The sequence below is a fragment of the Geobacter metallireducens GS-15 genome, assembly GCF_000012925.1.
Lineage (GTDB): Bacteria > Desulfobacterota > Desulfuromonadia > Geobacterales > Geobacteraceae > Geobacter > Geobacter metallireducens.
In genome coordinates, this window is sequence record NC_007517.1 from 3971970 (window position 1) to 3997420 (window position 25451).

At 62.4% G+C, this 25451-nt stretch carries 27 protein-coding genes; 12 read left to right on the forward strand and 15 right to left on the reverse strand.

Annotated features, from left to right (window positions below; all coding sequences use genetic code 11):
* The first annotated feature begins 8 nt into the window (after positions 1-8).
* The 5 genes from tolR (at position 9) to ybgF (ending at position 4056) form a co-directional block, all read left to right on the forward strand.
* The gene (gene tolR, locus GMET_RS17750; RefSeq protein ID WP_004513694.1) at positions 9-428 is read left to right on the forward strand and encodes a protein TolR; all 420 of its coding nucleotides are present in this window, start codon (positions 9-11) and stop codon (positions 426-428) included.
* Entirely contained in the window at positions 425-1180 is a 756-nt protein-coding gene (locus GMET_RS17755; RefSeq protein ID WP_004513695.1) for an energy transducer TonB, read from the forward strand. The genes tolR and GMET_RS17755 overlap by 4 nt, the downstream gene beginning before the upstream one ends.
* The gene (gene tolB / locus GMET_RS17760) at positions 1177-2466 is read left to right on the forward strand and encodes a Tol-Pal system beta propeller repeat protein TolB (RefSeq protein WP_004513696.1); all 1290 of its coding nucleotides are present in this window, start codon (positions 1177-1179) and stop codon (positions 2464-2466) included. The genes GMET_RS17755 and tolB overlap by 4 nt, the downstream gene beginning before the upstream one ends.
* A gap of 112 nt (positions 2467-2578) precedes the next feature.
* The gene (gene pal / locus GMET_RS17765) at positions 2579-3160 is read left to right on the forward strand and encodes a peptidoglycan-associated lipoprotein Pal (protein WP_004513697.1); all 582 of its coding nucleotides are present in this window, start codon (positions 2579-2581) and stop codon (positions 3158-3160) included.
* 80 nt (positions 3161-3240) lie between these two features.
* Positions 3241-4056 (forward strand): tol-pal system protein YbgF, encoded by an 816-nt coding sequence (gene ybgF, locus GMET_RS17770; RefSeq protein WP_004513698.1) that lies wholly within the window; start codon positions 3241-3243, stop codon positions 4054-4056.
* A 56-nt stretch (positions 4057-4112) separates the two neighbouring features.
* Here ybgF and GMET_RS17775 read toward each other — a convergent pair whose 3' ends face one another.
* Complete coding sequence (locus tag GMET_RS17775) at positions 4113-4424, reverse strand: TatA/E family twin arginine-targeting protein translocase (RefSeq protein ID WP_004513699.1); 312 nt, start codon at positions 4422-4424, stop codon at positions 4113-4115.
* Positions 4425-4653: 229 nt separating this feature from the next.
* On the opposite strand from GMET_RS17775, the gene nadA reads away from it, so the two are divergent.
* Positions 4654-5568: a quinolinate synthase NadA gene (gene nadA, locus GMET_RS17780; RefSeq protein WP_004513700.1), complete on the forward strand. Its 915-nt coding sequence runs from the start codon at positions 4654-4656 to the stop codon at positions 5566-5568.
* 54 nt (positions 5569-5622) lie between these two features.
* Positions 5623-6156, forward strand: coding sequence for a gamma carbonic anhydrase family protein (locus GMET_RS17785; RefSeq protein WP_004513701.1), 534 nt, complete (start codon positions 5623-5625; stop codon positions 6154-6156).
* An 84-nt stretch (positions 6157-6240) separates the two neighbouring features.
* On the opposite strand, the gene GMET_RS17790 is transcribed toward GMET_RS17785, so the two are convergent.
* Complete coding sequence (locus tag GMET_RS17790; protein WP_004513702.1) at positions 6241-7122, reverse strand: pentapeptide repeat-containing protein; 882 nt, start codon at positions 7120-7122, stop codon at positions 6241-6243.
* Positions 7123-7364: 242 nt separating this feature from the next.
* Here GMET_RS17790 and mfd point away from each other — a divergent pair, with 242 nt between their 5' ends.
* From mfd to GMET_RS17805, 3 genes are read left to right on the forward strand one after another with little or no spacing between them, the layout of a single operon-like run.
* On the forward strand, positions 7365-10841 hold the full coding sequence (gene mfd / locus GMET_RS17795; protein ID WP_004513703.1) for a transcription-repair coupling factor: 3477 nt from the start codon (positions 7365-7367) through the stop codon (positions 10839-10841).
* 57 nt (positions 10842-10898) lie between these two features.
* Positions 10899-11846 (forward strand): peptidylprolyl isomerase, encoded by a 948-nt coding sequence (locus GMET_RS17800; RefSeq protein WP_004513704.1) that lies wholly within the window; start codon positions 10899-10901, stop codon positions 11844-11846.
* A gap of 60 nt (positions 11847-11906) precedes the next feature.
* Entirely contained in the window at positions 11907-12908 is a 1002-nt protein-coding gene (locus GMET_RS17805; RefSeq protein ID WP_011366203.1) for a peptidylprolyl isomerase, read from the forward strand.
* A 93-nt stretch (positions 12909-13001) separates the two neighbouring features.
* Here GMET_RS17805 and GMET_RS17810 read toward each other — a convergent pair whose 3' ends face one another.
* Positions 13002-13898, reverse strand: coding sequence for a DnaJ C-terminal domain-containing protein (locus tag GMET_RS17810; RefSeq protein ID WP_004513706.1), 897 nt, complete (start codon positions 13896-13898; stop codon positions 13002-13004).
* Between the two features lie 158 nt (positions 13899-14056).
* Here GMET_RS17810 and hemG point away from each other — a divergent pair, with 158 nt between their 5' ends.
* Positions 14057-15466 (forward strand): protoporphyrinogen oxidase, encoded by a 1410-nt coding sequence (hemG, locus tag GMET_RS17815; protein ID WP_004513707.1) that lies wholly within the window; start codon positions 14057-14059, stop codon positions 15464-15466.
* Between the two features lie 83 nt (positions 15467-15549).
* Positions 15550-15906, forward strand: a complete 357-nt coding sequence (locus GMET_RS17820) for a hypothetical protein (RefSeq protein ID WP_004513708.1) — start codon at positions 15550-15552, stop codon at positions 15904-15906.
* 84 nt (positions 15907-15990) lie between these two features.
* Here the strand turns inward: GMET_RS17820 and def are convergent, their stop codons facing one another.
* From def to rpmH, 12 genes are all read right to left on the reverse strand, one after another.
* Complete coding sequence (def, locus tag GMET_RS17825) at positions 15991-16497, reverse strand: peptide deformylase (protein ID WP_004513709.1); 507 nt, start codon at positions 16495-16497, stop codon at positions 15991-15993.
* A gap of 4 nt (positions 16498-16501) precedes the next feature.
* Positions 16502-17068: a glycine cleavage system protein R gene (locus GMET_RS17830; protein ID WP_035468817.1), complete on the reverse strand. Its 567-nt coding sequence runs from the start codon at positions 17066-17068 to the stop codon at positions 16502-16504.
* Between the two features lie 116 nt (positions 17069-17184).
* Entirely contained in the window at positions 17185-17532 is a 348-nt protein-coding gene (locus GMET_RS17835) for a phage holin family protein (RefSeq protein WP_004513711.1), read from the reverse strand.
* Between the two features lie 25 nt (positions 17533-17557).
* Positions 17558-17956, reverse strand: a complete 399-nt coding sequence (locus tag GMET_RS17840; RefSeq protein WP_004513712.1) for a YbgC/FadM family acyl-CoA thioesterase — start codon at positions 17954-17956, stop codon at positions 17558-17560.
* 65 nt (positions 17957-18021) lie between these two features.
* On the reverse strand, positions 18022-18762 hold the full coding sequence (locus GMET_RS17845; protein ID WP_004513713.1) for a hypothetical protein: 741 nt from the start codon (positions 18760-18762) through the stop codon (positions 18022-18024).
* A 216-nt stretch (positions 18763-18978) separates the two neighbouring features.
* Entirely contained in the window at positions 18979-19641 is a 663-nt protein-coding gene (gene rsmG / locus GMET_RS17850; protein WP_004513714.1) for a 16S rRNA (guanine(527)-N(7))-methyltransferase RsmG, read from the reverse strand.
* A 1-nt stretch (position 19642) separates the two neighbouring features.
* Positions 19643-21517, reverse strand: a complete 1875-nt coding sequence (gene mnmG / locus GMET_RS17855) for a tRNA uridine-5-carboxymethylaminomethyl(34) synthesis enzyme MnmG (protein ID WP_004513715.1) — start codon at positions 21515-21517, stop codon at positions 19643-19645.
* 150 nt (positions 21518-21667) lie between these two features.
* Entirely contained in the window at positions 21668-23041 is a 1374-nt protein-coding gene (mnmE, locus tag GMET_RS17860) for a tRNA uridine-5-carboxymethylaminomethyl(34) synthesis GTPase MnmE (RefSeq protein ID WP_004513716.1), read from the reverse strand.
* A gap of 7 nt (positions 23042-23048) precedes the next feature.
* Positions 23049-24659 (reverse strand): membrane protein insertase YidC, encoded by a 1611-nt coding sequence (gene yidC, locus GMET_RS17865; RefSeq protein ID WP_004513717.1) that lies wholly within the window; start codon positions 24657-24659, stop codon positions 23049-23051.
* Between the two features lie 19 nt (positions 24660-24678).
* A complete protein-coding gene (gene yidD, locus GMET_RS17870) occupies positions 24679-24888 on the reverse strand; it encodes a membrane protein insertion efficiency factor YidD (RefSeq protein ID WP_004513718.1) in 210 nt (69 codons plus the stop codon).
* Positions 24882-25232 (reverse strand): ribonuclease P protein component, encoded by a 351-nt coding sequence (rnpA, locus tag GMET_RS17875; protein WP_011366204.1) that lies wholly within the window; start codon positions 25230-25232, stop codon positions 24882-24884. The genes yidD and rnpA overlap by 7 nt, the downstream gene beginning before the upstream one ends.
* Before the next feature lie 49 nt (positions 25233-25281).
* Entirely contained in the window at positions 25282-25431 is a 150-nt protein-coding gene (rpmH, locus tag GMET_RS17880) for a 50S ribosomal protein L34 (protein WP_004513719.1), read from the reverse strand.
* Positions 25432-25451 lie beyond the last annotated feature (20 nt).

Below are 25451 nucleotides of genomic sequence, written 5' to 3' on the forward strand. Positions count from 1 at the left end.
AGCAGACCATGGAAATCGGCAGCAGAAACAACGGCGACCGCGGCACCATGTCGCAGATCAACGTCACCCCTATGGTGGACGTGATGCTCGTGCTCCTGGTCATCTTCATGGTTACGGCCCCCATGATGCAGCAGGGGGTCCAGGTGAACCTCCCCAAGGCGGAAACCAAGGCCATGGCCACCCAGGAAGAGTCGGTGGTCGTCTCCATCGACCGAAGCGGCAAGGTCTTCATCAACGCCACGGAGGTGGCTCCGGGGGACCTGAAGGGAAAGCTGACTTCCATGGTGGCCAACCGGACCAAGAAGGAGGTCTTCCTCAAGGCCGACCGGGATGTCCCCTACGGAGATGTGGTGCGAACCATGGCTGAAATCAAGGGGGCCGGCATCGAGCGCCTCGGCATGGTGACGGAGCCAGCCCCGACAAAATGAGCCGTACCCGCCAACCGAGAGATACCGGGCTGGGGTGGGGGGTTGCCGCTTCCTGCGTCGTCCACGCCTCCGTCGCCGCCTTTGTCCTCCTCCACCACTTCTCTTCCCCCGCCCCCCTAGAGGCGCCCGTCTACTACGTGGATGTCGTGAACCTGCCGGTGGCCGCTCCCCAAGCCGGGAGTCCCGTAACCGGAGGGAGCCCGCCCCCAGCGGCGCCGTCTCCCCCACCGAAGCCCGCGGAGATGGCCCTTCCCCAGAAACGCACCCCGACAAAGGCGGCCACGCCGAAGAAGAGTTCCTCAAAGGAGAGTGATGCCGGCAAGGCCTTCGAGGAGCGGATGGACAAACTCCAGCGGGCCATCGACGAACGGCGCCAAGAAGCGGCCCTCGACTCCCTGCGGCGCAAGACCGCAGGAAGCGGCCGCCAGCCGGAGCGGGTGGGAACCCCCGGCGGCACCGGGAAAGAGGCCGGAAGCGACTACGCCAGCTATATCCAGTCCCGGCTCACGGACGCCTTCCAGTCCACCATCGCCCACCAGAGCAAGGCACCGGAAGTGGTGGTAAAACTCACCATCGACGCCGGCGGGCACATCGCGCGGAAGCGGATCGAGCGTTCGAGCGGCGACAAAATTTTCGAGGAATCGGTCTACAAGGCCATCGCCCGGGCCGAAAAGACCTTTGTCCCGCCCCCCGGCGGCGGCGAATTCGACTACGGTTTCATCTTCAGACCACAGGGAGTGGGAAAAAAATGACACGACGTCTCTTCATTCTCATCACCATCATGCTCTGCCTGATCCCCGCACTCCTCCATTCCCAGGAAGGGTATCGGGAAGTGACGGCTGCGGGAACCCACAAACTGACCCTCACCGTGGACTCCCCACGGCGCCTCGGCGGTTCCGATGCTCCCCAGGTGGCCCGCGAGACGGCCGAAGCGCTCCAGTTCGACATGGTCCTTGCCGGCCCCTTCACCGTCACGGCCCCCTCGGCCGCCGCGGCCTCGGCCGGCATCCGGCCGGGAGAGTTCGACTTCGCCCCCTGGCGCGGCGCCGGGGTCGACCTTCTGGTCAAGAGCGGCTACACGGTTACGGGAAACGCCATGACCATGGAGTTCCGCCTCTACAACGTCACCCAGGGGAAGGAGATCCTGGCCAAGCGGTACACGGGCCGTCCCGGCGATGTCCGGAGAATCGCCCATACCTTCTCGGACGACATCATGGCCGCCCTGACCGGGGAGCGTGGCCCCTTCACGGGAAAAATCGCTTTTGTCTCCACCCGGGCCGGCGCCAAGGCGATCTTCCTCATGGACTATGACGGTCACAACGTCCAGCAGCTCACGAAAAACCGCTCCATCAACCTGAACCCCGATTTTTCCCCCAGCGGGAAGGAAATCATCTTCACCTCCTACCGCCAGGGAAATCCGGACCTCTTCCGCCGCGAGCTCTTCACCGGCGCCGAGGCCCGGATCTCCTCCTACCGGGGGATCAACGCCACCGGCGCCTGGTCCCCCGACGGCAAGACCATCGCCCTGACCCTGAGCAAGGACGGCAACTCGGAGATCTACACCATCTCCCGGGACGGGAAGAACCCGCACCGGCTCACCAACACCAGCGCCATCGAGGTCTCCCCCGCCTGGTCCCCCGACGTCCGCAAGATCGTCTTCGTCTCCGACCGGCTCGGCAAACCCCAGATTTTCATCATGAATGCCGACGGCACCGGGGTCCGGCGCCTCACCACCAGCGGCAACTACAACGTGAGCCCCCGCTGGTCCCCCAAGGGTGACCGGATCGTCTACAGCCGCCAGGAGGGAGGGTTCCAGATCTACGCCATCAACCCCGACGGAACCAACGATACCAGGCTCACCAGCGAGGGAAGCAACGAGCATCCCCGGTGGTCTCCCGACGGCCGTTTCATCACCTTCAGCTCCACCCGCGGCGGCGGTGAAGGGATTTACGTGATGAGGGCCGACGGCAGCGGCCAGACCCGGGTTTCCGGCGGGAAGGGGAGGGACTCCCATCCCACGTGGTCGCCGCGTTGGTGAGGCAGGTGTTGAAAATGAAGCACCGTTCTCTATAATGAAAACAGAATTTTCGGTGACCGGCCGGTGATCATGTTCCGGCAGGCGATTGTCTAACAACAAAAGGAGAAGATGTATGCGTAAATGCACCTTTGGTCTCGTTGCCCTGCTCTGTTTCGGTCTCGTTGCGGCTGGTTGCGCCAAAAAGGAGATGGTGAAGCCTGAAGAGGCGGTACCGCCGGTAGCGGCCCCCCAACCCACAACTCCGGCCAAACCCGCTGCTCCGCCGGTGAAGGAGGAGCCCATTGCGGCCCAGCCCATCCCCGAGGCCCCCGTCAAGACGGAAACCCTCCAACCGGCCACGGCCCTTGACACCGTCACGGCGACTCTGGATCGGATCTTCTTCGATTTCGACTCCTTCGTCCTCAGTCAGGCCGCCCGGGATATCCTTTCCAAGAACGCGGAGTACCTCCTCAAGAAGCAGCCCAATGCCCGGGTCCTCATTGAAGGGCACTGCGACGAGCGGGGCTCCGACGAGTACAACCTGGCCCTGGGGGAAAAGCGGGCCAAGGCGGCCCGTGATTACCTGGTGACCCTCGGCGTCGCCGCCAATCGCCTTTCCATCATCAGTTACGGTGAGGAGAAGCCCCTTGATCCGGGACATACCGAAGAAGCCTGGGCGAAAAACCGTCGGGCCGAATTCCTCATTGTCAAATAAAACCATCGTCCGGGAAAACGGGAGGGGAGCCGGCAACGGCTCCCTTTCTCTATTGCCGGGCAACAACTACGGAGACGCCGATGAACATCGTACGGAATATATCGCTCGTCGTGCTGCTGGCCCTGTCGGGATGCGCCATGCGCAGCGACCTGGAGACGGTGCAACGGGACAACGAGGAACTGAAGACCCGCATCTTCCGCCTTGAGAAGGACCTGGGAGGGGTGCGGACGGAGACCAGGGCCGGCATCGAGACAACCTTGCAGGACTTCGAGAAGGAGCGGGCCGGCGCCCGTAAGGGGCTCGCGGACCTCCAAGCATCCATGGACGCCATGAAGGTTGACCTCCAGGTAATGGCCGGGAAGGTGGACGACCTCTCCCTGGCCGCCAAGAAGCCGACCGAGGAGGTGAATCTCCTCAAGGAAGACCTGGAACGGCGCCTTTCCTCCCTGGAGGAAAGGCTAGGAGCGGTGCAGAAGAAGGTGACGGACATGGAAACGGCCCAGGCCAAGCCCCCCGAGCCTGCGACTCCCGAAGCCCTTTACCAGAAGGGGCTCGACGCCTACCGGAGCGGCAATTTCGCTGCGGCCCGGGAGTCATTTGCCCGCTTCCTGGAACAGCACCCGAAGCACGAACTTGCGGTCAACGCCCACTACTGGTCCGGCGAGGCCTACTACGGCGAAAAGAAATACGAACAGGCAATCCTGGAATTCCAGGAGGTGATCAAAAATTTCCCCGGCAAGGAAAAGGTACCTGCGGCCATGCTGAAACAGGCCGGGGCCTTCAACGAGATCGGCGACGTGAAGAGCGCCCGTTACGTGCTGCGGAAACTCATCGACGAGCACCCCTCCACCGAGGAGGCGAGGCGGGCCAAGGAGAGGCTCAAGGCCCTCAAATAACAAAAGGCGGGTGCAAGCCCGCCTTTTTCATTTCCGACATCTCGTATCAGGCCGTCTCAAGCCGACTTCGCCCCGTCGCCTCCCCTGGACGCAGTCTCTGCTGCCCGGTCCCCATGGGCCTTAACCTCGGCAGCCGGGTCCCCCTTCGGGTCAGCAGCGGCGGTCTGGGCTTCTTTTTCGGCCTTTTCCCTTTCATCCAGGTTCCGGACCTCCTCGGCCATGTTCCGCTGGAAGTCGTCGGAGGCCCGCTTGAACTCGGCCAGCCCCTTCCCCAGGGACCGGGCGATGTCGGGGAGCTTCTGGGGACCGATAACGATCAGGGCGATGACAAGGATGACTATCAACTCCGGCATGCCGATTCCAAACATGTTCGTATACCTCCCGTGACAGCGACCGGAGTCGCCGGCCCGCCGCAAAACACCTTCTCAATTCTGACCAAAGGATGTGAAAATAATAGAGTGTGGGCCGAGTCGTGTCAAGGGCGCCATATCGAGGCCCCGCCCATGGACGGGCAAAGGGTTTGACATCGGGGCGAACGTTGATTTAGTATCATCCAATTTCGCCCGTATACGGGAAAACGGGAAAGGAAACACACCCATGCAGGCCGATACCATCAAGCAGGAAATCAGGCGGCTCCTCAAGGAGCGCAACGCCGTCCTCCTGGCTCACAACTACATGCGGGACGAGGTGCAGGAAATCGCCGACATCACCGGCGACTCCCTGGGGCTCTCCCAAGAGGCGGCCAAAACCGCTGCGGACGTGATCGTCTTCTGCGGTGTTCACTTCATGGCCGAGTCGGCATCCATCCTCTCGCCCCATAAGACGGTGCTCCTGCCGCGGCGCGACGCCGGCTGCCCCATGGCCGACATGGTGACGGTGGAGGGACTCCTGGAGCTGAAGGCCAGGCATCCGGGCGTGCCGGTTGTCACCTACGTGAACTCCTCGGCGGCAGTGAAGGCCGTGAGCGACATCTGCTGCACCTCCGCCAACGCCGTGAAGGTGGTCAACTCCCTCCCGGACCGGGAGGTGATCTTCGTCCCCGACCGGAACCTGGGCCAGTTCGTGGCGAAGCAGTCGGACAAGGCCTTCCACTTCTGGGACGGCTACTGCCCCACCCACGAGCGGCTCAAGGCCGACGTGGTGGCGCGCCTGAAGGCAGAGAATCCCGATGCCCTTTTCATCTGCCACCCCGAATGCAACCCGGCGGTGGTGGCCCTGGCCGACCACGCCTGCTCCACGAGCGGCATGTACGATTACTGCCGCAAGAGTCCGGCCAAACGCTTCATCATCGGCACCGAGGCGGGAATCCTCTACAAGCTCCGCCTGGAGAACCCCGACAAGGAGTTCATCCTCGCCTCGCCGGCCCTGGTCTGCCCCAACATGAAGCTCACCTCCCTGGAGGACATCCTCGATGCCCTCACGACCATGGCGCCGGTGGTGCAGGTGCCTGAGGATATCCGGGTGCAAGCCAAGCGGGCACTGGACCGGATGATCGCCATACCGAGGGACTGAGATGCGGGGACCGGGGACCCGTGATCGGAAAAATCCAACCTGTCGAGGTCTATGATGATACGTTCTTTTCAGGGGATGAACCCCCGGATCGACTCCTCCGCCTTCATCGCCGAAACCGCCGTGGTCATCGGCGACGTGACCGTGGGGGCCGAAAGCAGCATCTGGTATAACGTGGTGGTCCGGGGAGATGTGAACTTCATCCGGATCGGCGCCCGGAGCAATATCCAGGACCTCACCATGCTCCACGTGACCCACAAGAAGCACGCCGACGACCCCGGCGCCCCGCTCGTCATCGGTGACGACGTGACCGTGGGGCACAGCGTCACCCTCCACGGCTGCACCATCGAAAACGGCGCCTTCATCGGGATGCAGGCCATGGTTATGGACAAGGCGGTGGTGGGGGAAGGGGCGCTGGTGGGTGCCCGGGCCCTCGTCACCGAGGGAACCGTCATCCCACCCCATACCCTCTGGGTCGGCGCGCCGGCCCGGTACAAGCGGGACCTGACCCCCGACGAGATCGCCTGGCTCAAGCGTTCGGCCGGCAACTACGTGAGATACTCCCGGGAGTATCTGGACGATACGCCATAGCACCCGGCCTCCGCAGCCAACAAAAAAGCCGGCATCCCCTCGAGGGGAGCCGGCTTTTTTGTTATCGCAACGCAGGGAAACTGGTCAGAATTTGAGGAACGTGAGCCGTTCGGCCGGGTCGGGTCGAGCTGCATCGTCCCGTGCCGTCGCCTTTGTCACCGTGCCGCCCCCCCTCCCCTCTCCATCCTCCGTCAGCACCGCCACGCTCCGCGCCATGACCGCATTGGTGAAGAGCCCGCCCCGTAGGTTTGCGCTTGCCAGCGCTGCACCCCGCAGGTTCGCCCCCACGGCATAGACACCCGTCAGGTCCGCCCGCTCCAGGTCGGCCCCTTCCAGGTTCGTCATGAAGAGGCCGGCCCCCGAGAGCTTGGCCCCCTTGAGGCTTGCCCCCCGCAGATTGGCCATTTCGAGGGATGTCCCTCGCAGGTTCGCCCCGTCGAGGCACGCCCCCGCCAAATTAGCCAGGTAGAGGTCGGCATTGGCCAGGGAGGCGTTGCGCAGATCAAGGCCGGCCAGGTTCATCCCCCGCAGGTTCGCCCCCGACAGATCGCGGGTCGTGCCAAGGACCTCGCGCACCTCTGCCGGACCGGGCCGCCATCCCCCTCCCCGCTTCGGCTCGACTGCCACGACCGGCGCAACGGTCCGGACGGGAACGACCGGCGTCGGCTCGGCTTTTGCGGAAACCACCTTCTGGTCCGCTTTCTTTGCAGTACGGGTCACCTTTGCCGCCTTCGCCGGCTTCTTTTTGGCGTGGCCACGCCCGGCGACACCCCGCCTGCTTACGAGACGCACATACTCGGCATAGGCAAGGGCCGGCTTCGCCGGGGAAGAGGCCGCGACTTCGGTGGACTCGGTTTTTTTCTTCCCCGCCGGGGAGGCGGCGGCCGGCGTTTCACTGCCGACGGAGACGAAGAAGGTGGTGATGACGATCGGAATTCCCAGGCAACGGAACAGGAGGTGCTTCATGGACGGTACTTCCTCTCGGGCGTAGTGCGAACAGGGGGGCGGGCTTGCCGGAGGCAGACGACATTGTCCCCTCTTTCCGTATCGGACATTTTTCGCCTTCCTTGAGCATTTTTTTCTCGAGAACCCGGTCCTGCGCCCCCGGAACCCCTTTCACCAAGGGATATGCCGAGGGGGCAGCCTTGCCTTTTCACACCCGCGCTGGTATCGTTCCAGAGCACCCTTACGACGCAAAGGAAGACGGAATGCCCCTCGTAGACAGCCAGCTCATCGACCGGATCACCGGCCACCTCGCCCCAAAAACCGGCCGGGTCACCCTCACCGGTCTCAAAGGATCGGCCCCGGCCTATCTCCTGGCCCAGCTTCTGAAAACGGCGGAGCGCCCCCTCCTCGTCATCGCCCCCGACGCCGACAGGGCCGCCGAGATCTGCACCGAGCTTCGCTTCTTCAGCGGGCGCCCCTTCGACGTCCTCTCCTTTCCCGCCTGGGACGTGGCCCCCTTCGAAAAGGGATCGCCCCACGCCGACGTGACCGGCCAGCGGCTCGCCTGCCTCCGCCGCCTCATGGACCGCAAGACGGCCGCCGTGGTGACCACACCGGACGCCCTCAGGCAGCGGGTGCTCCCCAGGACGATGCTGGACAACGCCTCCCTCTACTTCCTCCCCGGCGAGGAAAGCAACCGGGATGAATTTCTCGCAAAACTCGTCACCCTGGGCTACCTGAATGTCCCCCTGGTGGAAGACCGGGGAACCTTCGCCGTAAGGGGAGGGATCGTGGACATATTCCCCCCCGGTTTCGAACAGCCGGTGCGGATCGAGTTCTTCGGCGACTTCGTGGAGACCATCCGGGCCTTCGATCCCCTATCCCAGCGCTCCCTGGCTCCCCTGGAAGAGCTCCTTCTCCTCCCCTCCCGGGAGATGGTCCTGACCGATGAAGTGCTGAAGTCCGCCTCTCACCACATCAAGGCCCGCTGCGACGAGCTGGAAATATCCCCCGTGGCCCGGCGAGAACTTCTGGAGCAGCTACAGCAAGGCCTCTATCCCACCGGCGTAGAGTGGCTCCTCCCTCTCTTCCACCCCCGGTTGGAGACCCTCTTCGACTATGCCGGCGACGCAGTCCGGGTGGTGTTGGACCCGGAAGCCCTGGCCGAAGAGGACGAACGTTTCGACCGCGAACTGGTAACGGCCGAGGACCAGGCCCGGGAACGGGGAGACCTCTTCGCGTCACCGGCGGAATTCTTCCTGACAGCTTCGGAAACCGCCGGCAGCATCGAAGCGGGACGGCTCGTGACCATCCCCTACCTGACCGTAACCGGGGAGAGCGACGAAAAAACAGCCCTCGCCCTGGACATCCAGGAAAACACCGACCTCAAGGTGGATGTCTCCTCCGACAGCGAGCGGATCCTGAAGCCTCTGGTGACAAGGCTCAACGGCTGGCTGGAGGAACGGCAGCGGGTGATCGTCGCCTGCCACCAGCGGGGCCAGGCCCAGCGCCTCTACGAGCTCCTCTCCCACTACCCCCTCCCCCTGAACATCTCCGACCGCCCCTTCCCCGCCGAGCGGGAGCGGGACGACGGCAAGGTGGACGTTGTAATCGGCGACCTTTCACGGGGGTTCCGGCTCCCCGAAGAGAAGCTCATTGTTATCGCCGAAGAGGAGATCTTCGGCCGCCGCCAGAAGCGGCGCGGGGTCTCGGAGCTGCGCAAGAAGCAGATCATGACGTCGCTGGCCGAGCTGAAGCCCGGCGACTACATGGTCCACCTGGACCACGGCATCGGCATCTACCGGGGACTGCAACACATTTCCCTGAGCGGCTGCGCCGGGGACTTCATCCTCCTGGAGTACGCGGGGGGAGACAAGCTCTACCTCCCCGTGGACCGGCTGAACCTGGTCCAGCGCTACGTGGGGGCCGAGGGGCTCGAACCCCGGGTGGACAAGCTGGGGGGGACCTCCTGGGAAAAGGCCAAGGGGAAGGCCCGGGCCGCCGTCCAGGAGATGGCCGGAGAACTGCTCCAGATCTACGCTGCCCGCCAGCTCCACGAAGGGCATGCCTTCTCCCCCCCCGACGACCTCTACCGGGAGTTTGAGGCCTCCTTCGCCTACGAGGAGACCTCGGACCAGATGTCGGCCATCATGGATGTGATCGGCGACATGACGAGCGCGAAGCCCATGGACCGCCTTGTCTGCGGCGACGTCGGCTACGGCAAGACCGAGGTGGCCATGCGGGGGGCTTTCAAGGCGGTCATGGACGGGAAACAGGTGGCGGTGCTGGTCCCCACCACGGTCCTGGCCCAGCAGCACCTGGAAACCTTCAAGGCCCGTCTCGGCGCCTACCCGGTCACCGTAGAGATGCTCTCCCGCTTCCGCACGCCCAAGGAGCAGAAGGAAATCCTTGAGAAGGTGAAGAAAGGGGCCATCGACGTCATCATCGGTACCCATCGCCTGCTCCAGAGCGACGTGACCTTCAAGGACCTGGGGCTCCTCATCGTGGACGAGGAGCAGCGCTTCGGCGTCACCCACAAGGAAAAACTCAAGAAATACAAGGCGGTGGTGGATATCCTGACCCTCACCGCCACCCCGATCCCCCGGACCCTCTACATGTCCATGATGGGGATCCGGGATCTCTCCATCATCGACACCCCGCCCGTGGACCGGCTGGCGGTGAAGACCTTCGTGGCCCGCTCCTCCGACGACCTTATCCGGGAGGCGGTCATGCGGGAGCTGCGCCGGGGGGGGCAGATCTTCTTCGTCCACAACCGGGTCCAGTCCATCATGAACTGGGCCGAGCACCTGCGCCGCATCGTCCCCGAGGCGAAGATCGCCGTGGGGCACGGCCAGATGGACGAAGGGGAACTGGAGAAGGTGATGCTCGGCTTCATGCACGGGGAGACCAATCTCCTGCTCTGCACGACCATAATCGAGTCGGGGCTCGACATCCCCAACGCCAACACCCTCATCATCGACCGGGCGGACACCTTCGGCCTGGCCCAGCTCTACCAGCTTCGGGGTCGCGTCGGGCGCTCCAAGCAGCGGGCCTACGCCTACCTGCTGATCCCCGGCGAAGGGGCCATCTCGTCCGATGCCCGTGAACGGCTGAAGATTATTCAGGAACTGACGGAACTCGGCGCCGGTTTCCGGCTCGCCACCCATGATCTCGAAATCCGCGGCGCCGGCGACATCCTCGGGGCCAAGCAGTCGGGGAACATAGCCGCCGTTGGCTTTGACCTCTACACGGAGCTCCTGGAGGAGGCGATCCAGAACCTGAAGGGTGAGGAACGGCTGGAGCGGGTGGAGCCGGAGATCAACCTCCGCATCCCCGCCTTCGTTCCCGAGGATTACGTCCGGGAGCCGAACCAGCGGCTTATCATCTACAAGAAGCTCACCCAGGCCGAAAGCGAGGAAGAAGTGGACGAAGTCATGGCGGAACTGGTGGACCGCTTCGGCAAGCTTCCCCTGGCCGCCACGTACCTCCTGGAAGTGATGAAGCTGCGGATTCACTTCAAGCGCTTCCTGATCACCATGGCGGAATTCGACGGCAGGCGCCTCTGCCTCAGCTTCCACCAGAAGACGCCGGTCCCTCCGGATACCATCATCGGACTCATCCGTTCAAACCCGAAGCGATACCAGTTCTCACCGGACTTCCGGCTTACGGCGGAGCTTGCCGACACCTCCTTCGAGGGGGTCCTGGAAGAGGCCAGAAATCTCTTGAAAAGGCTTGGGTGATGTGCTAGCTTCCGTAAGATTCTTCAATACTTAATGAGCCTGAAAAGGAGTTTCAACGTGAAACGAACAGCGGTTCTGACGATCCTCTCGGCCACCCTCCTGGCGGTCCCGTTCACCGGCTGCAAAGGAAAGACCGAAACCGGCACTGCCACGGCCCCCGCCAAGAAGGCCGGGGAAGTGATCGCCGAGGTTAACGGCGACACCATCACCACCGGCGACTTCCAGAAGGAGCTGGAAAACCTTCCCCCCTACCTGAAGCCCATGGCCGACACTGCCGAAGGGAAAAAGGAACTCCTCGATACCATGGTGGTCCGGGAGCTGATCCTCCAGCAGGCCAGAAAGGACGGCCTGGACAAGAGCCCCGACGTGGCAGCCAAGCTGGAGGAGCTCAAGAAGCGGGTCGTAGTGGAGGCGTTCCTCAAGAAGAAAGTGGAGGAGCAGGCCAAAGTCTCCGACGAGGAGATGAAGAAATTCTACGAAGAAAACAAGGACAAATTCAAGACCGGTCCCCAGGTCCACGCGAGCCACATTCTCATGAAGAGCGAGGACGAAGCCCAGAAGGTCCTCAAGGAACTCAAAGAAGGGGGGAACTTCGAGGAGCTGGCCAAGAAGCACTCCATCGACTCCGCCGCGGCCAAGGGAGGCGACCTGGGATGGTTCAGCAAGGGCTCCATGGTCCCCGAATTCGAAAAGGTGGTATTCGGCCTGAAAGAGGGGGAAACCTCCGGCATCGTCAAGACCAAGTTCGGCTACCACATTATCAAGCTGACCGGCAAGCGGCCGGCCGGCATCCGTACCTTCGACGAGGTGAAAGAGCAGCTCAGGGCAGCCATCCTCCCCAGCAAGCAGCAGGAAGTCTTCCAGAAGCTCAAGGATGACATCAAGAAGGGGGCCAAGGTCACCATCAAGGAGGACGTCCTCAAGGGAATCGGAGGCGCCGCCGCGGAAAAGCCGGCACCCGCGGGCCCCGAGAGCACTCCGGCAAAGAAAGCGGAAACGAAGTAAGCGCACCGGGGCTGCCGGCAGCAACGTCGGCAGCCCCGTGCCCCCTCCCCAACGGAAACCATGATCAAAACCCTCATCACAGCCACCCTTGTCCTTATCGCCACCCTTCCCTCACCGTCACACGCAGAGGTGGTCAACCGGATTCTTGCCGTCGTCAACGACGAAATCATCACCTCCTACGCGGTCGAGAAGGAAAAGGCCACTATCCTCAAAGAGGCTGAGCGCCAGCAGCCTCCGCCCCCCCCTGAATCCCTCGTCCATCTGGACGAGACGGCCCTTAACCGCCTCATCGACAAGAAGCTCGTGGAGCAGAAAGTCCGGGAGCTGGACATCAAGGTAAGCGAAGAGGAAGTCCGGCAGGCCATCGAGGACGTGAAGCGGCAGAACAAGCTCTCCCAGGAGTCCCTCGTATCGGCCCTGGCCAATCAGGGGCTCTCCTTCGACCAGTACAAGGTCCAGATCCGCGAACAGCTGGAGCGGCTGCGCCTTGTAAGCCAGGAGGTGCGGTCGAAGATCCAGGTCGGTGAACGGGAGATGCGGGAGTACTACGAGGCGAACCCCGGCCGGTTTGGCGGCGAGGAGAACTTCCGGGCCCGCAACATCTACTTCAAGCTCGATGAAAAGATGCCGGCCGACCAGGTGAAGAAGATCATGACCACCGCCCTGACCGTCCTCCACGAGGCCCGTGACGGCAAGGACTTTGCCGAACTGGCCCGCCAGCACTCAGACGACCCTGCGGCAAAGAATACCGGTGGCGATCTGGGAACCTTCCGCAAGGGGGACATCCTCCCCGAATTCGAGGAGAGCCTCATAAAGATGAAGCCGGGCGAGGTGAGCGACCTCATCTATGTCTCGGGGGGGCTCCACATCGTCAAGCTGGAGGCACGCTTCGCCGGCACACCGAAACCCTTCGAACAGGTCAAGGCCGAAGTGGAGGACATCCTCTACCGGAAAAAGTCGGAAGAGCGCTTCAACCAGTGGGTGGCCGACCTCCGCAAGGGGGCGGCCATAGAGATTAGACAGGAAACGGGGACCGGGGACCGGGGACCAGCAAAACCGTAAACCAACCTCCACCCGCTTCTCGCCGACTTTTGGTTCGGATGCTCTTGACGTTTTTCTTCGCTTTTACCGATCCCTGGTCCCCGGTCCCGGCCTTTACAGCCCCTTGCCCCGCAACTCCTCCACCAGGGTCTTCTGCTCCGGGGTAAGGCTCTCGGGCACTGACACCCCAATCCGCACGAAAAGATCTCCCTTTCCCGCCTTCCCCATGCGGGGGAAGCCGAGCCCCTTGAGGCGGATCTTGGTCCCCGGCTGGATGCCGGCGGGTATCTTGATCCGCTTGGTACCCTCCAAGGTTGGCACGTCGAGGGAGGCACCGAGGAGGGCGTCGGTAAAGCGGATCTTCCGCTCCACCACGATGTCATCACCCTCCCGAGTGAAATGGGGATCGGTTCCCACCTTGATGATCAGGTAGAGGTCGCCGGTTGGTCCGCCGCCATGGCCAAAGCCCCCCTTCCCCGCTACCCGAAGCCGCGCGCCGTCCTCCACCCCGGCCGGTATCTTGACGGCGAGCTCCTCCCGCTTCCCGTCTCGCATGAAGGCCACTCGCTTTTCTCCGCCGTCATACGATTCCCGGAACGTAACGGGAACCTCCATGGTGAAGTCCTCGCCCCGCCGGCGACCGCCACCGAAGCCGAACCCACCCTGGCGGAAACCGCCGGCGCCGCCGAAGATGCGGGAGAAGATGTCGTCGGTGCCGAACCCCATGTCCTTGAAGATGTCCCCCACGTCAAACCCGCGGAAGATGTCCTCCTGGCTGTAGCGCTGGTGGAAGCCGCTGGAGCCGAACTGGTCGTACTGGGCCCGCTTCTGGGGATCGGAGAGGACCGCATAGGCCTCGTTGATCTCCTTGAATTTGTCCTCGGCCCCCTTGTCGCCGGGATTTTTGTCGGGATGGTACTTGACGGCCAGCTTCCGGTAAGCTTTCTTGATCTCAGCTTCAGTGGCCCCTTTCTTCAGGCCGAGTACCTCGTAGTAATCCGTTTGCGCCATCTGAAAATCCTTTCCGTAGGTCTTGAAAGAATGTAAGCGCTCCGGAGTACCCTGTCAACGGTTCAGCTGGAGAAGGCTCCATGTTTACTTTCTTGACAGCCGCCCATGCAGGGTCTATCAATGATCAGAGTGCATTCATCGAACGGCGAGGAGCAGGGATGAAAAAAGTTATCGTGGTGGGGGGCGGCATTTCTGGGCTCGCAACCGCCTTTGAGCTGCGCAATAAAGGAGCAGAGGCGGGCATCGAGCTGGATGTGACCCTGCTGGAAAAGGAAGAGCGGGTCGGCGGCAAGATCTGGAGCATCAAGGAGGAGGGATACCTCTGCGAGTGGGGGCCCAACGGCTTTCTGGACTCCAAGCCCCAGACCCTCGACCTCTGCCGGGACCTGGGTGCCTCGGAAAGGCTCCTGCGGAGTAACGATAACGCCCGTAAGCGCTTCATCTACACCGGGGGCGTTCTGAACCGGCTCCCCGAGAACGGCCCCACGTTTCTCAAGAGCAGCCTCATCTCGTGGCCCGGCAAACTCCGCTTGGCAATGGAACCCTTCATCTCGAAGCGGACCGACGGCACCGACGAGACCCTCGCCTCCTTTGGCCGCCGGCGCCTCGGCGAGGAGGCCCTCCAGAAGCTCATCTCCCCCATGGTGTCGGGGATCTTCGCCGGCGACCCGGAAACCATGTCGCTCCGCTCCTGCTTCCCCCGCATCGCGGAACTGGAGGACGAATACGGTAGCCTCATAAAAGCCATGATCAAACTGGCGAAAAAGAAGAAGCAGGAAGCGGCCCAGGGAAAGGCGGTATCGAGCGCCGCCGGCCCCGGTGGAGTCCTCACCTCTTTCCGATGGGGGATCCAGGAGCTGACCGACATCCTGGCGGAGCAGCTCGGTTCCGCGACCGTGGTTACGGGTCAGCCCGTGACGGGCTTGACCAGGGGATCGAGCGTCCCGTGGCGGCTGAAGACACCCACCGTCGATATCGACGCCGACGTGGTGATTCTCGCCTCGCCGGCCCATGCCACCGCCGGCATCGTCAGCGGCGTTGACGCCGCCATGGCCCAGGTGCTGGGGGAGATCCCCTACGCCTCCATGACCGTGGTCTGCTTCGGCTTCGAACGGGAGCGGATCGCCTACGACCTGAACGGCTTCGGCTACCTGATCCCCAAGGATGAGGGGATGAACACCCTCGGTACCCTCTGGGACTCCAGCATCTTCGAAAACCGTGCCCCAGAGGGTAAGGTGTTACTGCGGAGCATGCTCGGCGGCGCCTGCTTCCCCGAGTACGTGAAACTTTCCGACGCGGAGGTGATGCAGCGGGTGAAGGCAGATCTCAAGGCGACCATGGGAATCACGGCGGACCCCTCCTTCATCAGGATCTTCCGCCATCCCCAGGCCATCCCCCAGTACACCGTCGGCCACGGAAAGCGCTTGGCGGCCCTCCAGGAACGCTCCTCGGCCCTCCCGGGGCTCTTCCTTACCGGAAACTCCTACCGCGGCATCGGCCTCAACGACTGCGCCACCGCCGCCAACCGCACCACCGACGAGGTGGTGGCCTATCTGAAGGGCCGATAGTTAATGCTTGAACATACGACGATCACATTCTATTCTTCCCGTACCCCGTACGGGCATTCACACCAATACCAAGGAGGAAGACCATGAAGAAAACCCTGCTGACCCTGACCGCCTGCATCACCCTCGGCGCCTTTGCCGGTATCGCTTCGGCCGCCGACTACACCATCCCCTCCCCCTCTGCCGAGCTCCAGAAGAGGGAGGATAAGGCAAAGGAAAAGGTCCAGAAGAAGGAAAAGGCCGCGAAAGAGAAGCTTGCCGAAAAGGAAAAGAAGGTCTCCGACAAGCAGACCGACGTAAAGGAGCAGGTTGAGAAGAAAAAAGCCCAGGCCACTGAAAAGCACGAAAAGGTAAAGAGCAAAGTGAAGCAGAAGAAGGAGAAGGCCAAGCAGATGAAGGAAGCCGGGAAGAAAGAAGTGCAGGACTTGAAAGAGATGAAGTAACCGCCACAGACTACGACGCCAGTCTTCGGGGGGGGCCGCGCCAGCAGCCTCCCCGCTTTAGTTTTATCCATCCGGCAGCTCACGCTACCTGTAGTTCTTCCTCCGGAACAGCCCCGTCTTGAGCGACACGATCCGATCCAAAAAGAGGATCCCGTCCAGATGGTCCATCTCGTGCTGGATGGCGACCGCCTCGAAGCCGCTGGCGGAGATCTCCCGCTCCGTCCCCTCCCCGTCCCGGAACCGGACGGTGATGGTGGTGGCCCGCTCTACGTCGCCGGTGTAGTCTGGGACGCTCATGCATCCCTCCCGCATGATAGCCGCACCTTCCCGGTGGACGATCTCGGGGTTTACCATGACAAGGACACCGTGGTTGTTCTCCTTGCCGTGACGGCTTCCGGAGACGTCCACCACGCAGACCCTGAGGGTGGCGCCGATCTGGGGTGCGGCGACCCCGACGGAGCCGGGTCCGGCACGCATGGTGTCCAGAAGGTCGTCGATAAGACCCCGGATCTCGTCGTCGATAACGGCGACGGCATGGCTCACCTTCTTTAGAACGGGATGGGGATAGCAGAGGATGGGCTGTGCGGGCATGGCGTCAGAGGGAGACCGGCGTGATGGATCGCACCGAAATCTCCACGTTCATCTCCTTCTTAATCTTGTCGAACATTGCCGCCACGTCTTCCACGACAATACCTTCCGGTAGTGCCGCCTCCAGCATCAGGACGTAGACCGGCTCTTCCTTGGTGCCGATGAGCTTGGTATTGAGGTCGGTAATATTCACCTTCCGCTCTGCCAGCTCATTTGTCACGCGGTAGATGATCCCGGGCCGGTCGGAGCCGTAGACCGAAACCATGCAGAGCTCCCCTTCCGGCGCCTGGTAGGCCACCTCGTCGGGGGAAAGGGTCCGGGCCGCCACCGTGAGCCCCATCTCTTCCGCCACTCCCCGGAACTCCTCCAGAATCCTCCCCTTGCTGAAGGGTTTCTCATGGGAGACGATGAGAATCATGGAGAACTCCCCCCCGAGCATGGTGGAGCTGGAATCCTCGACGTTGCACCCCAGCCGGTAGAGGACCCCGGCCGTTGCGGCCACGATACCGGGGCGGTCTTTTCCCACAACCGTGACGGCGTAGTGGGCAAGGGAATCCGTTTTCTTCGTGCTCATCATGGAAAGGGTCTCCTTCGGTGATCGGCGCGCTATTCCGCAGCGGGTAGACGTCGACTCTAGCAGATGGCGCCGCCAATGGCAAGGTGCGGATGAGGTTCCTCAGGGCCAGGACTTCACTCGACCGGCCGAACGATTATATTGAGCACGAAACTGACGACGCTGAAGACGAGTGCGCCTAGAATGGCGCTCCCGATGCCGGCGATGTTGAATCCCGGGACGATCCAGGCGGCCAGGGCAAAGACGGCGCCGTTCACCACGAGGGTGAAGAGGCCGAGGGTGAGCACCGTGATCGGCAGGGTGAAAAAGGAGATGATGGGCCTGAGTACCGCGTTGAGGAAGCCCAGCACAAGGGCCGCAAGGAAAAGAGTACCGCTACCGGCGATGCTGATGCCGGGAACCAGGCGGACCACGGCAAAGAGGGCCACTGCGTTGACAATCAATTTAAGGATAATTCCGAGCATTGTGTGATGTCTCCCTACCGGTCTTTTAGCCGGCCCCATTCGTAGATCTGAGCGCCCCGATGAGTTGCTCGGGAAGCCGGCGGGGCTTCATCCCAGGCCGGACGCAGACGAGGGTGACGCGCCCCTCCACGAGGGTCTTTCCGTCTTCCGCCCTCACTACCCGCTGCCTCAGGGAGAACGTGGCCTTCCCCACCTCAAGCACCTCGGTTTCCACCCGGAGGAGGTCATCGAGGACCGCCGACGCCCGGAAATCCACCTCCATCCGCACTACCGGGAAGACGGCACCCTCGTCGGCCAACTCCCGCACCGACAGTCCCCGCCGGCGGAGGAACTCGCACCTCCCCCGCTCGAAAAAACCCAGGTAGCGGGCATGGTAGACAATCCCTCCGGCATCGGTGTCCTCATAGTAGACGCGAAACTCCATTCCTTCCCCTCCCATGGCAAAAAAAAGAGGCCCGGGGCCTCTTTATGAGCGGCACCTTAGCGCTGCTACTTGAATTTCAGAACCACGCTGTGGAGCGAGCCGGTGTTCTGGTCCCGGAGCTGCATCCGCAGTTCCCGCGCCGTATCCGCCTCGGCAGGGAAGAAGAGGAAGCCGCTGGCGATGCTCCCGGCCGGGAGGGTCTTCCCTTCCAGCCCCTTGGCCCGAATGTCGTTGATAATGGATCGCTCCCGTTCCCCCGAGGTTCCCCCCTTGAGGCCGCCGGCAACGGCACCACCGGCACCACCGATGGCAGCCCCCTTGCCGACCGCCTCGCCGATGCTCTGCCCGGAGACAATGCCAATTGCAGCGCCGAGAACGGCACCACCGACGGCGCCAAGAATGGCACCCTTTCCGGTTTCACTTCCGAAGAAGGAGGCGAACTGGGTCGATTTCTCGATCCGGTCCACGGCCACCGCGTTGGGGACCACCTGGAAGTAGCGGTTCTGGTCGTTCACCAGGAAGGTCTGATTGGAGACAATCTCCATGTTTTTCGCTCCCTGGTTGGTCATGACGATCTGAACGGGAATGAGGCCGCTCCCCTTGATGTCGAAGCCGAAGGCGTTCTGGGCGGCCCCGCTGTCGGCGTAGGCCTCGCCGCCGATGGTGACGCCGCTTACCACGAGCCGGTTCACGTAGTCCTCGGCGGGCCGGAAACCGACGTACTGGCTCCGGTAGGGGGTGCAGGCCGAGATCAGCATCAGGGGGATAAGCAGGGTGGCGCCTTTCTTGAGCATGGCATGCTTCATGGCTTGTTCACTCCTTGGTGATGATGTGAATGGAACTGTGAAAAGATTATCACGCTTCTTTCCCGTGACAATCATCATCCGTGGCTCAATGTGCCCAAAAAAGCGGCATCAGATTTTTCGATGTAACGGGTTTTCTCGAGCAGAGACAGGGCACAGGCTCATTTATACCCCAAAACCGTCCACACGCGAATCTGGTGTCAATAACGCGAAAACAGTCTATGACTCGTTTTTTCGTCCCATTACGATGAGGCTTCGCCCGTCACCGGAGAACGGCAGAGGGAATTCCAGCACCTGGCGGATCTCCACACCGAGCACCTCCAGGGCGGGGCGGGACGTCTCGGCCTCCTCGCGGCCCCCCTGCCCCTTCATGGCGACAATGGCACCGTTTGGCCTCAGGAGGGGCAGCGCCATGCGGACAAAGGTGGGGATGTCGGAGAAGGCCCGGGAAACGATCCAGTCGAAGTGACCGGCGAACCGCCCGGCCAGTTCCTCGCCCCGGGCATGGATCGACTGAAAGCACGAAAGCCCCAGGAGCCTCCCCATATGGCGCTGGAAGATAATCTTCTTTTCCACTGCGTCAACTGACACCACTTCGCTCTTCGGATGAAGGATGGCAAAGGGGATGACCGGAAAGCCGCCGCCGGAGCCGAGATCCAAGAGCTTCCCCCCCTTCCCGACCGCGCGGCAGAGAGAGAGGGAATCCACGAAGTGCTTCAGGGCGATCTCCCGTTCGGTGGTGATGGCGGTCAGGTTGATCTTGCGGTTCCATTTCCGAAGCTCAGCGGCAAAGAGAGCAAATTTCCCCACTTGGGCCGACGTGAGTTCCACACCCAGCTGGGCCGCTCCGCGCACCAGGAGGTCCTTGGCTTCCTGGTCCATGCTACCCCCGGGCCTTGAGGGCAAGGGACAGAATCCCCACCGCCGCCGGGGTTACCCCCTGGATGCGGGAGGCCTGCCCCAGGGTGTCGGGACGGAATTTGGCCAGCTTCTCCCGCACCTCGGCCGAGAGGCCGGGGAGGGCCCCGTAGTCGAAGCCGGCGGGAACACGGGTCCCTTCCAGCTTCCGGGCCCGCTCCACCTGGTCCAGCTGCCGCTCGATGTACCCCTGGTACTTGATCTGGATCTCCACCTGCTCCCGAACCACCGGCGGCACCTCCGCCGCCCGGGGATCGATGCGGCATAATTCCTCGTAGGTTATATCGGGACGCCGCAGGAGCTGCTCATAGGTGAGGGCATTCTGGAGAGCTGTCAGGGAGAACGCGGCCAGGAAATCCGGATCCGCTTCGGAGGGGAGGAGTTTCGTTCCCTTGAGCCGAGCAAGCTCGGCACCGATCCGCTCCCGTTTCTCCAGGAACCGTTGGTACGCTCCTTCCGGCACGAGCCCCACGGCGTGGCCCCGCTCCCGGAGCCGCAGGTCCGCGTTGTCCTCCCGCAGGAGGAGCCGGTACTCGGCCCGTGAGGTGAACATCCGGTAGGGTTCCCGGGTGCCGAGGGTAACAAGGTCGTCGATCATGACGCCGATATAAGCCTCGCTCCGGCCCAGAATCAGCGGTTCTTTGTCCCGCACCCGCAGGGCGGCGTTGATCCCCGCCATGAGCCCCTGCCCCGCCGCCTCTTCGTAGCCGGAGGTGCCGTTAATCTGGCCGGCGTGGTAGAGGTTACGGACAAGCTTGGTCTCCAGGGAGGCGTGGAGCTGGATCGGGTCCACGTAATCGTACTCGATGGCATAGGCGGGCCGCATGATCTCCACCCGCTCCAGCCCCTCGATGCTCCGGTAGAAGGCCCACTGGATATCGATGGGGAGCGAGGTGGAGAGCCCCGAGGGATAGTACTCCACCGTGTCCCGCCCCTCGGGCTCCAGAAAGGTCTGGTGACGGTCCTTCTCGGGGAAGCGGACCACCTTGTCCTCGATGGAGGGGCAATAGCGGGGACCGATTCCTTCGATCACGCCGGCATAGAGGGGCGAGCGGTCGAGCCCCGAGCGGATGATCTCGTGGGAGCGGGGGTTGGTGTAGGCGATGTAGCACGGCACCTGGGGCTGGTCGATCCGCTCCGTGGAGAAAGAGAACGGTACTGGCGGGTCATCCCCGTGCTGGGGCTCCAGGCGGGTGAAATCAATGGTGCGGCCGTCGAGCCGGGCCGGGGTGCCCGTCTTGAGACGGCCCACGGCAAAGCCCAGCTCCCGGAGCTGGTCCGACAGCCCCACGGACGGTAGATCCCCCGCCCTCCCCCCGGGGTAGTTGGTGAGCCCCACATGGATGAGCCCCCGCATGAAGGTGCCGGTGGTGAGGATGACGGTGGCGCCGAGGTAGCGGACCCCGACCTTCGTATCGACACCGCGTACCTCGCCATCCTCAACCACAATGCCGGTCACCTCGGCCTGCTTGAGGGAGAGGCGTTCCTGCTGCTCCATGACGTGTTTCATCCGGAGACGGTAGAGCTGCTTGTCGGCCTGGGCCCGGGAGGCCCGGACCGCCGGCCCCTTGCGGGTATTGAGGATGCGGAACTGGATGCCGGTGGCGTCGATATTCTTTCCCATCTCGCCGCCGAGGGCATCGATCTCCTTCACCAGATGCCCCTTGGCCGACCCGCCGATGGCAGGGTTGCACGACATGAGGGCAATGGCGTCCAGATTAATGGTGAGAAGCAGCGTCTCGCACCCCATGCGGGCAGCGGCCAGGGCCGCCTCGCAGCCGGCATGGCCCGCCCCCACCACGATGACGTCGTACTGTTTATCGTAGTCGATGAATTCCATCTCTTGCGTATGACCTCAATCCTGTTTCACAGGAGGCGATAATGGATACGGTATCCCAGCAAATTAGTCAGTGGCAACAAGAAGTTAGCCACAATGTTCCACGTGAAACATCTACCCAATGATACCCGTTGCACCCCTTGTTCGTCAAACCTACTTCCCGATGCAGAACCGCTGGAAGATAAGCTCAAGAATATCATCGGGGGTCGTTTCGCCGGTAACCTCCCCAACGGCATCAAGGGCGTCCCTGAGGTCCACGGCCAGAATTTCCAGATCGTTGCCCGCCGCCAGATTGGCGAAGAATACGGCGATTCTTCCCCGAGCCTTTACCAGGGCATCCCGGTGCCGTGTCTGCGAGAGGGCCACATACTCCCGGCTGTCAATGGCTCGACCGTGAATGAAGGTTTCGAAAACGGCCTCCCGCAGGTCGTCGATGCCGGCCCCGGTGGCAGTGGAAATAGCAACGGTGTGCACACCCTCCAGCTCGCCGGGAATACGAAGGGTGACCGGAAGATCGCTCTTGTTCGTGACGACAATTACGCGCCGTTCCGCCAGGGCGGCAAGAATCATCCGGTCGTCGTCGTCAAAGGGACGGGAACCGTCGAGGACGAAAAGGATCAGGTCAGCCTGGGGTATCTTCTCCAGGGTGAGACGGACCCCCTCCTGCTCGACGACATCCTCAGTCTCCCGAATGCCGGCGGTGTCCAGCATCCGGAGCGGCAGGCCCCGGACGTTAACCACCTCCTCAATGATGTCCCGGGTGGTGCCGGGGACCGACGTGACGATGGCGCGCTTCTCCTGGAGGAGCGTATTAAGGAGACTCGACTTCCCCACGTTGGGCTTCCCGGCAATGAGGACCGACACCCCGTCCCGGAGCACCCTCCCCTCGTCGAAACCCTCCAGGAGTTCTTCAATTCGGCCCGAGGCCTCCCGGGCCTTTGCCTCGATCTCCACCCGGGAGGCGGGATCCACCTCGTCATCGGGGAAATCGATGAACGCCTCAACAAGGGCAAGACTATGTCGCAGGCAACCCTGCACGGCCTTGAGCCGCTCGGAGAGGCGCCCCTCCCGCTGGTGCTGGGCCAGATTGAGAGCCGCCTCGGTCTTGGAGCGGATCACGTCGATGACCGCCTCGGCCTGAACGAGATCAATGCGGCCGTTCAGGAACGCCCGGCGGGTAAACTCCCCCGGCTCGGCCGGACGGGCGCCGCACTGGAGCACCGCGTCCAGGACCCGGCGGGTGACCAGGTATCCCCCGTGGCACTGGATCTCAAGGACATCCTCCCGGGTGAAGGAACGGGGTGCCCGCATCAGCACCGCCATAACCTCGTCAACGGTGTCCCGCGACTCGGGATCCACTACGGTGCCATAATAAAAACGGTGACTCACGAAGTCACCGTTCTCGTTAACCCGCCGGACGATCCGCCGGGCAATGGCGGGGACATCGGGACCGCTCACGCGGATGATGCCGATCCCCCCCTCCCCCACCGGCGTGCCGATGGCCGCTATGGTATCTTCCAGGTACATCGTGTCCCTACTTGGCCTCGGCCGCGGCGATGCTCTTGTTGATGTAGGATTGCTGGATAATGGTCAGAACGTTGTTCACGAGCCAGTAGAGGACGAGTCCCGACGGGAAGTTCAGGAACATGAAGGTGAAGACCACCGGCAGGGCCATCATCATCTTCTGCTGCATGGGGTCCATTTGGGACGGCGTCATCTTCTGCTGGATGACCATGGTGATCCCCATGATGATGGGAGTCACATAATAAGGATCCTTGCCGGCGAGATCCTGGATCCAAAGCATGAACGGCGCGTGGCGCAGTTCAATGGAGAACATGAGGGCCTTGTAGAGGGCGAAGAAGACCGGGATCTGGACGAGCATCGGGAGGCAACCACCCACGGGGTTCACCTTGTGGGTCTGGTAGAGTTCCATGATCGCCTTGTTCATGGCATCGCGGTCATTCTTGTACTTTTCCCGCACCTCCTGCATCTTCGGCTGAAGCTTCTGCATCTGCTTCATGGACTTGTAGCTGGAGTGGGTCAGGGGATAGAAGATGATCTTCAGGATCACCGTGATAATGATAATGGCGATGCCATAGTTGTGGACGTACTTGTAGAAGAACTTGAGGCTGTGGAGAAGCGGTTTGGCCAGCATTGCGAACCAGCCCAGGTCGATGGCCCGCTCCAGGCTGTTCCCCTGTGCCTTGAGGATATCCAGATCCTTGGGACCGAAGTAGAGGCGATAGGCGACGGATTTCGACTCGCCGGGATTCAGAGAAGTTTCCGGTGCGGTGATGGTGTCCTCAAGCATCCCCCGGGGGGTGCTGCGGACAGCGGCCGTGGCGATGCTCCCCCCCTGCCCCACGACGGCCGAGAGGAAATACTTGTCGGCAAAACCGCTCCAGAGAGGTGCACTGTAGCTCTTCCCCTGCCCGACCAGGTCCTTGACCTTCTCCTCCGTAAGCTTGTCCTGGGCAAAGGTCACCGGTCCGAACGTCTCAAGCCGGCTCTCCTTGACCCGGGGAACCGCCGGATAGGTCATGACCGTCTGGAAGGCGGCGCCGACCCGGGCCGTGCCGGAATTGGCAGTCTGGTAGACCATGTCGATGCCGTAGTTGCCACCCTGGAAAGTGTAAATCTTGCGGACCGTGACGCCGGCAGGCGATATCCAGGTGAAGGCAAGTTCCTTCTTCTCCTCCCCTGCCTCCACGGTCAGGGAGTCGGCGCTCGACACAAAGAGGGCAGACGGATCGAGACCAATGCCGGCGGCACGGGTGGAGAGGGTATAAGCGGACGGGTCGCGCTCGTCCACCAAGGTGACATGTTTGCCGGTGAGGTCAGCGGTTTCGCGGTACTTTTTCAGGACAAGGCGGGTCAGACTACCCCCTTGAGTCGAAAAGACCGCCGTATAGTCCGGCGTCTCGACGGCTATCTCCTTCTGCTGGGCCTTAACCGCTGCAGCGGGCACAGGTGAAGGGGCCGGAACTGCCGCTACAGAAGCCTGGGGTGCTCCCGGCTGGGAACCGGTCACCGCCTGCTGGGCGGACGGCGCCGGAGCCTCCTTCTTCGGCGGGGGGAACAGGGCCGAGTACCCGTAGAAGAATACAATAGAGAGGATAACTGCAATCAAAGCCCTTTTTTCCATGTCAGCTCCTGATGGATGGTTACTTGACGGGGTCGTAGCCACCGGGGTGGTACGGATGACATTTCATGATCCGGACGGCACTGTACCACAGCCCTTTGAGAAGGCCGTGCCGCATGAGCGATTCCTTGGCATAGGTTGAACAGGAGGGATAGAAGCGGCAGGTGGGCCCGGTGAGGGGCGAGAGGTAGCGCTGGTAGATGCCGATGATCTTGATGAGAATCTTCAGCATGATCGTGTGAGGCCCGCAAGGCGCTCCACCACCCGGTCCAGTTCCTTGCAGACTCCCTGGTAGTCGAGCTTGTCAGCTCCCCTTCGGGCAATTATGTTGATGTCGAGGGGAGGAAAGAGCGCCTTGTGCAGTCGATAGTACTCCCGCACAAGGCGCTTGATCCGGTTTCTGGTTACCGCATTACCTACCTTGCGGCTTACGGTGATGCCAATACGACAGGCTGGATCAGGCCCCGCTGCCCAAAGAACTAGGAAACAGGGGGTGCTGATCTTGCGCGAGCTCTCCGAGAGCCTGAGAAAATCGACTCTTTTGAGTAGGCGCTCGTCTTTGGTGAACGTGAACAGAGGAATTCCCCCTCGGTCCGCCTCCAGGCGTCGGAAGGCAACCGGAGGATTACTTGCCGGCGATGGTCACAGCAAGACGCTTACGCCCCCTGGCACGACGACGCTTGATGACGAGCCGGCCGTTCTTGGTGGACATACGGACACGGAAGCCGTGGGTGCGCTTCCGGGAAGTGTTGCTGGGCTGAAAGGTCCTTTTCATATGCTATCTCCCTGAATCAG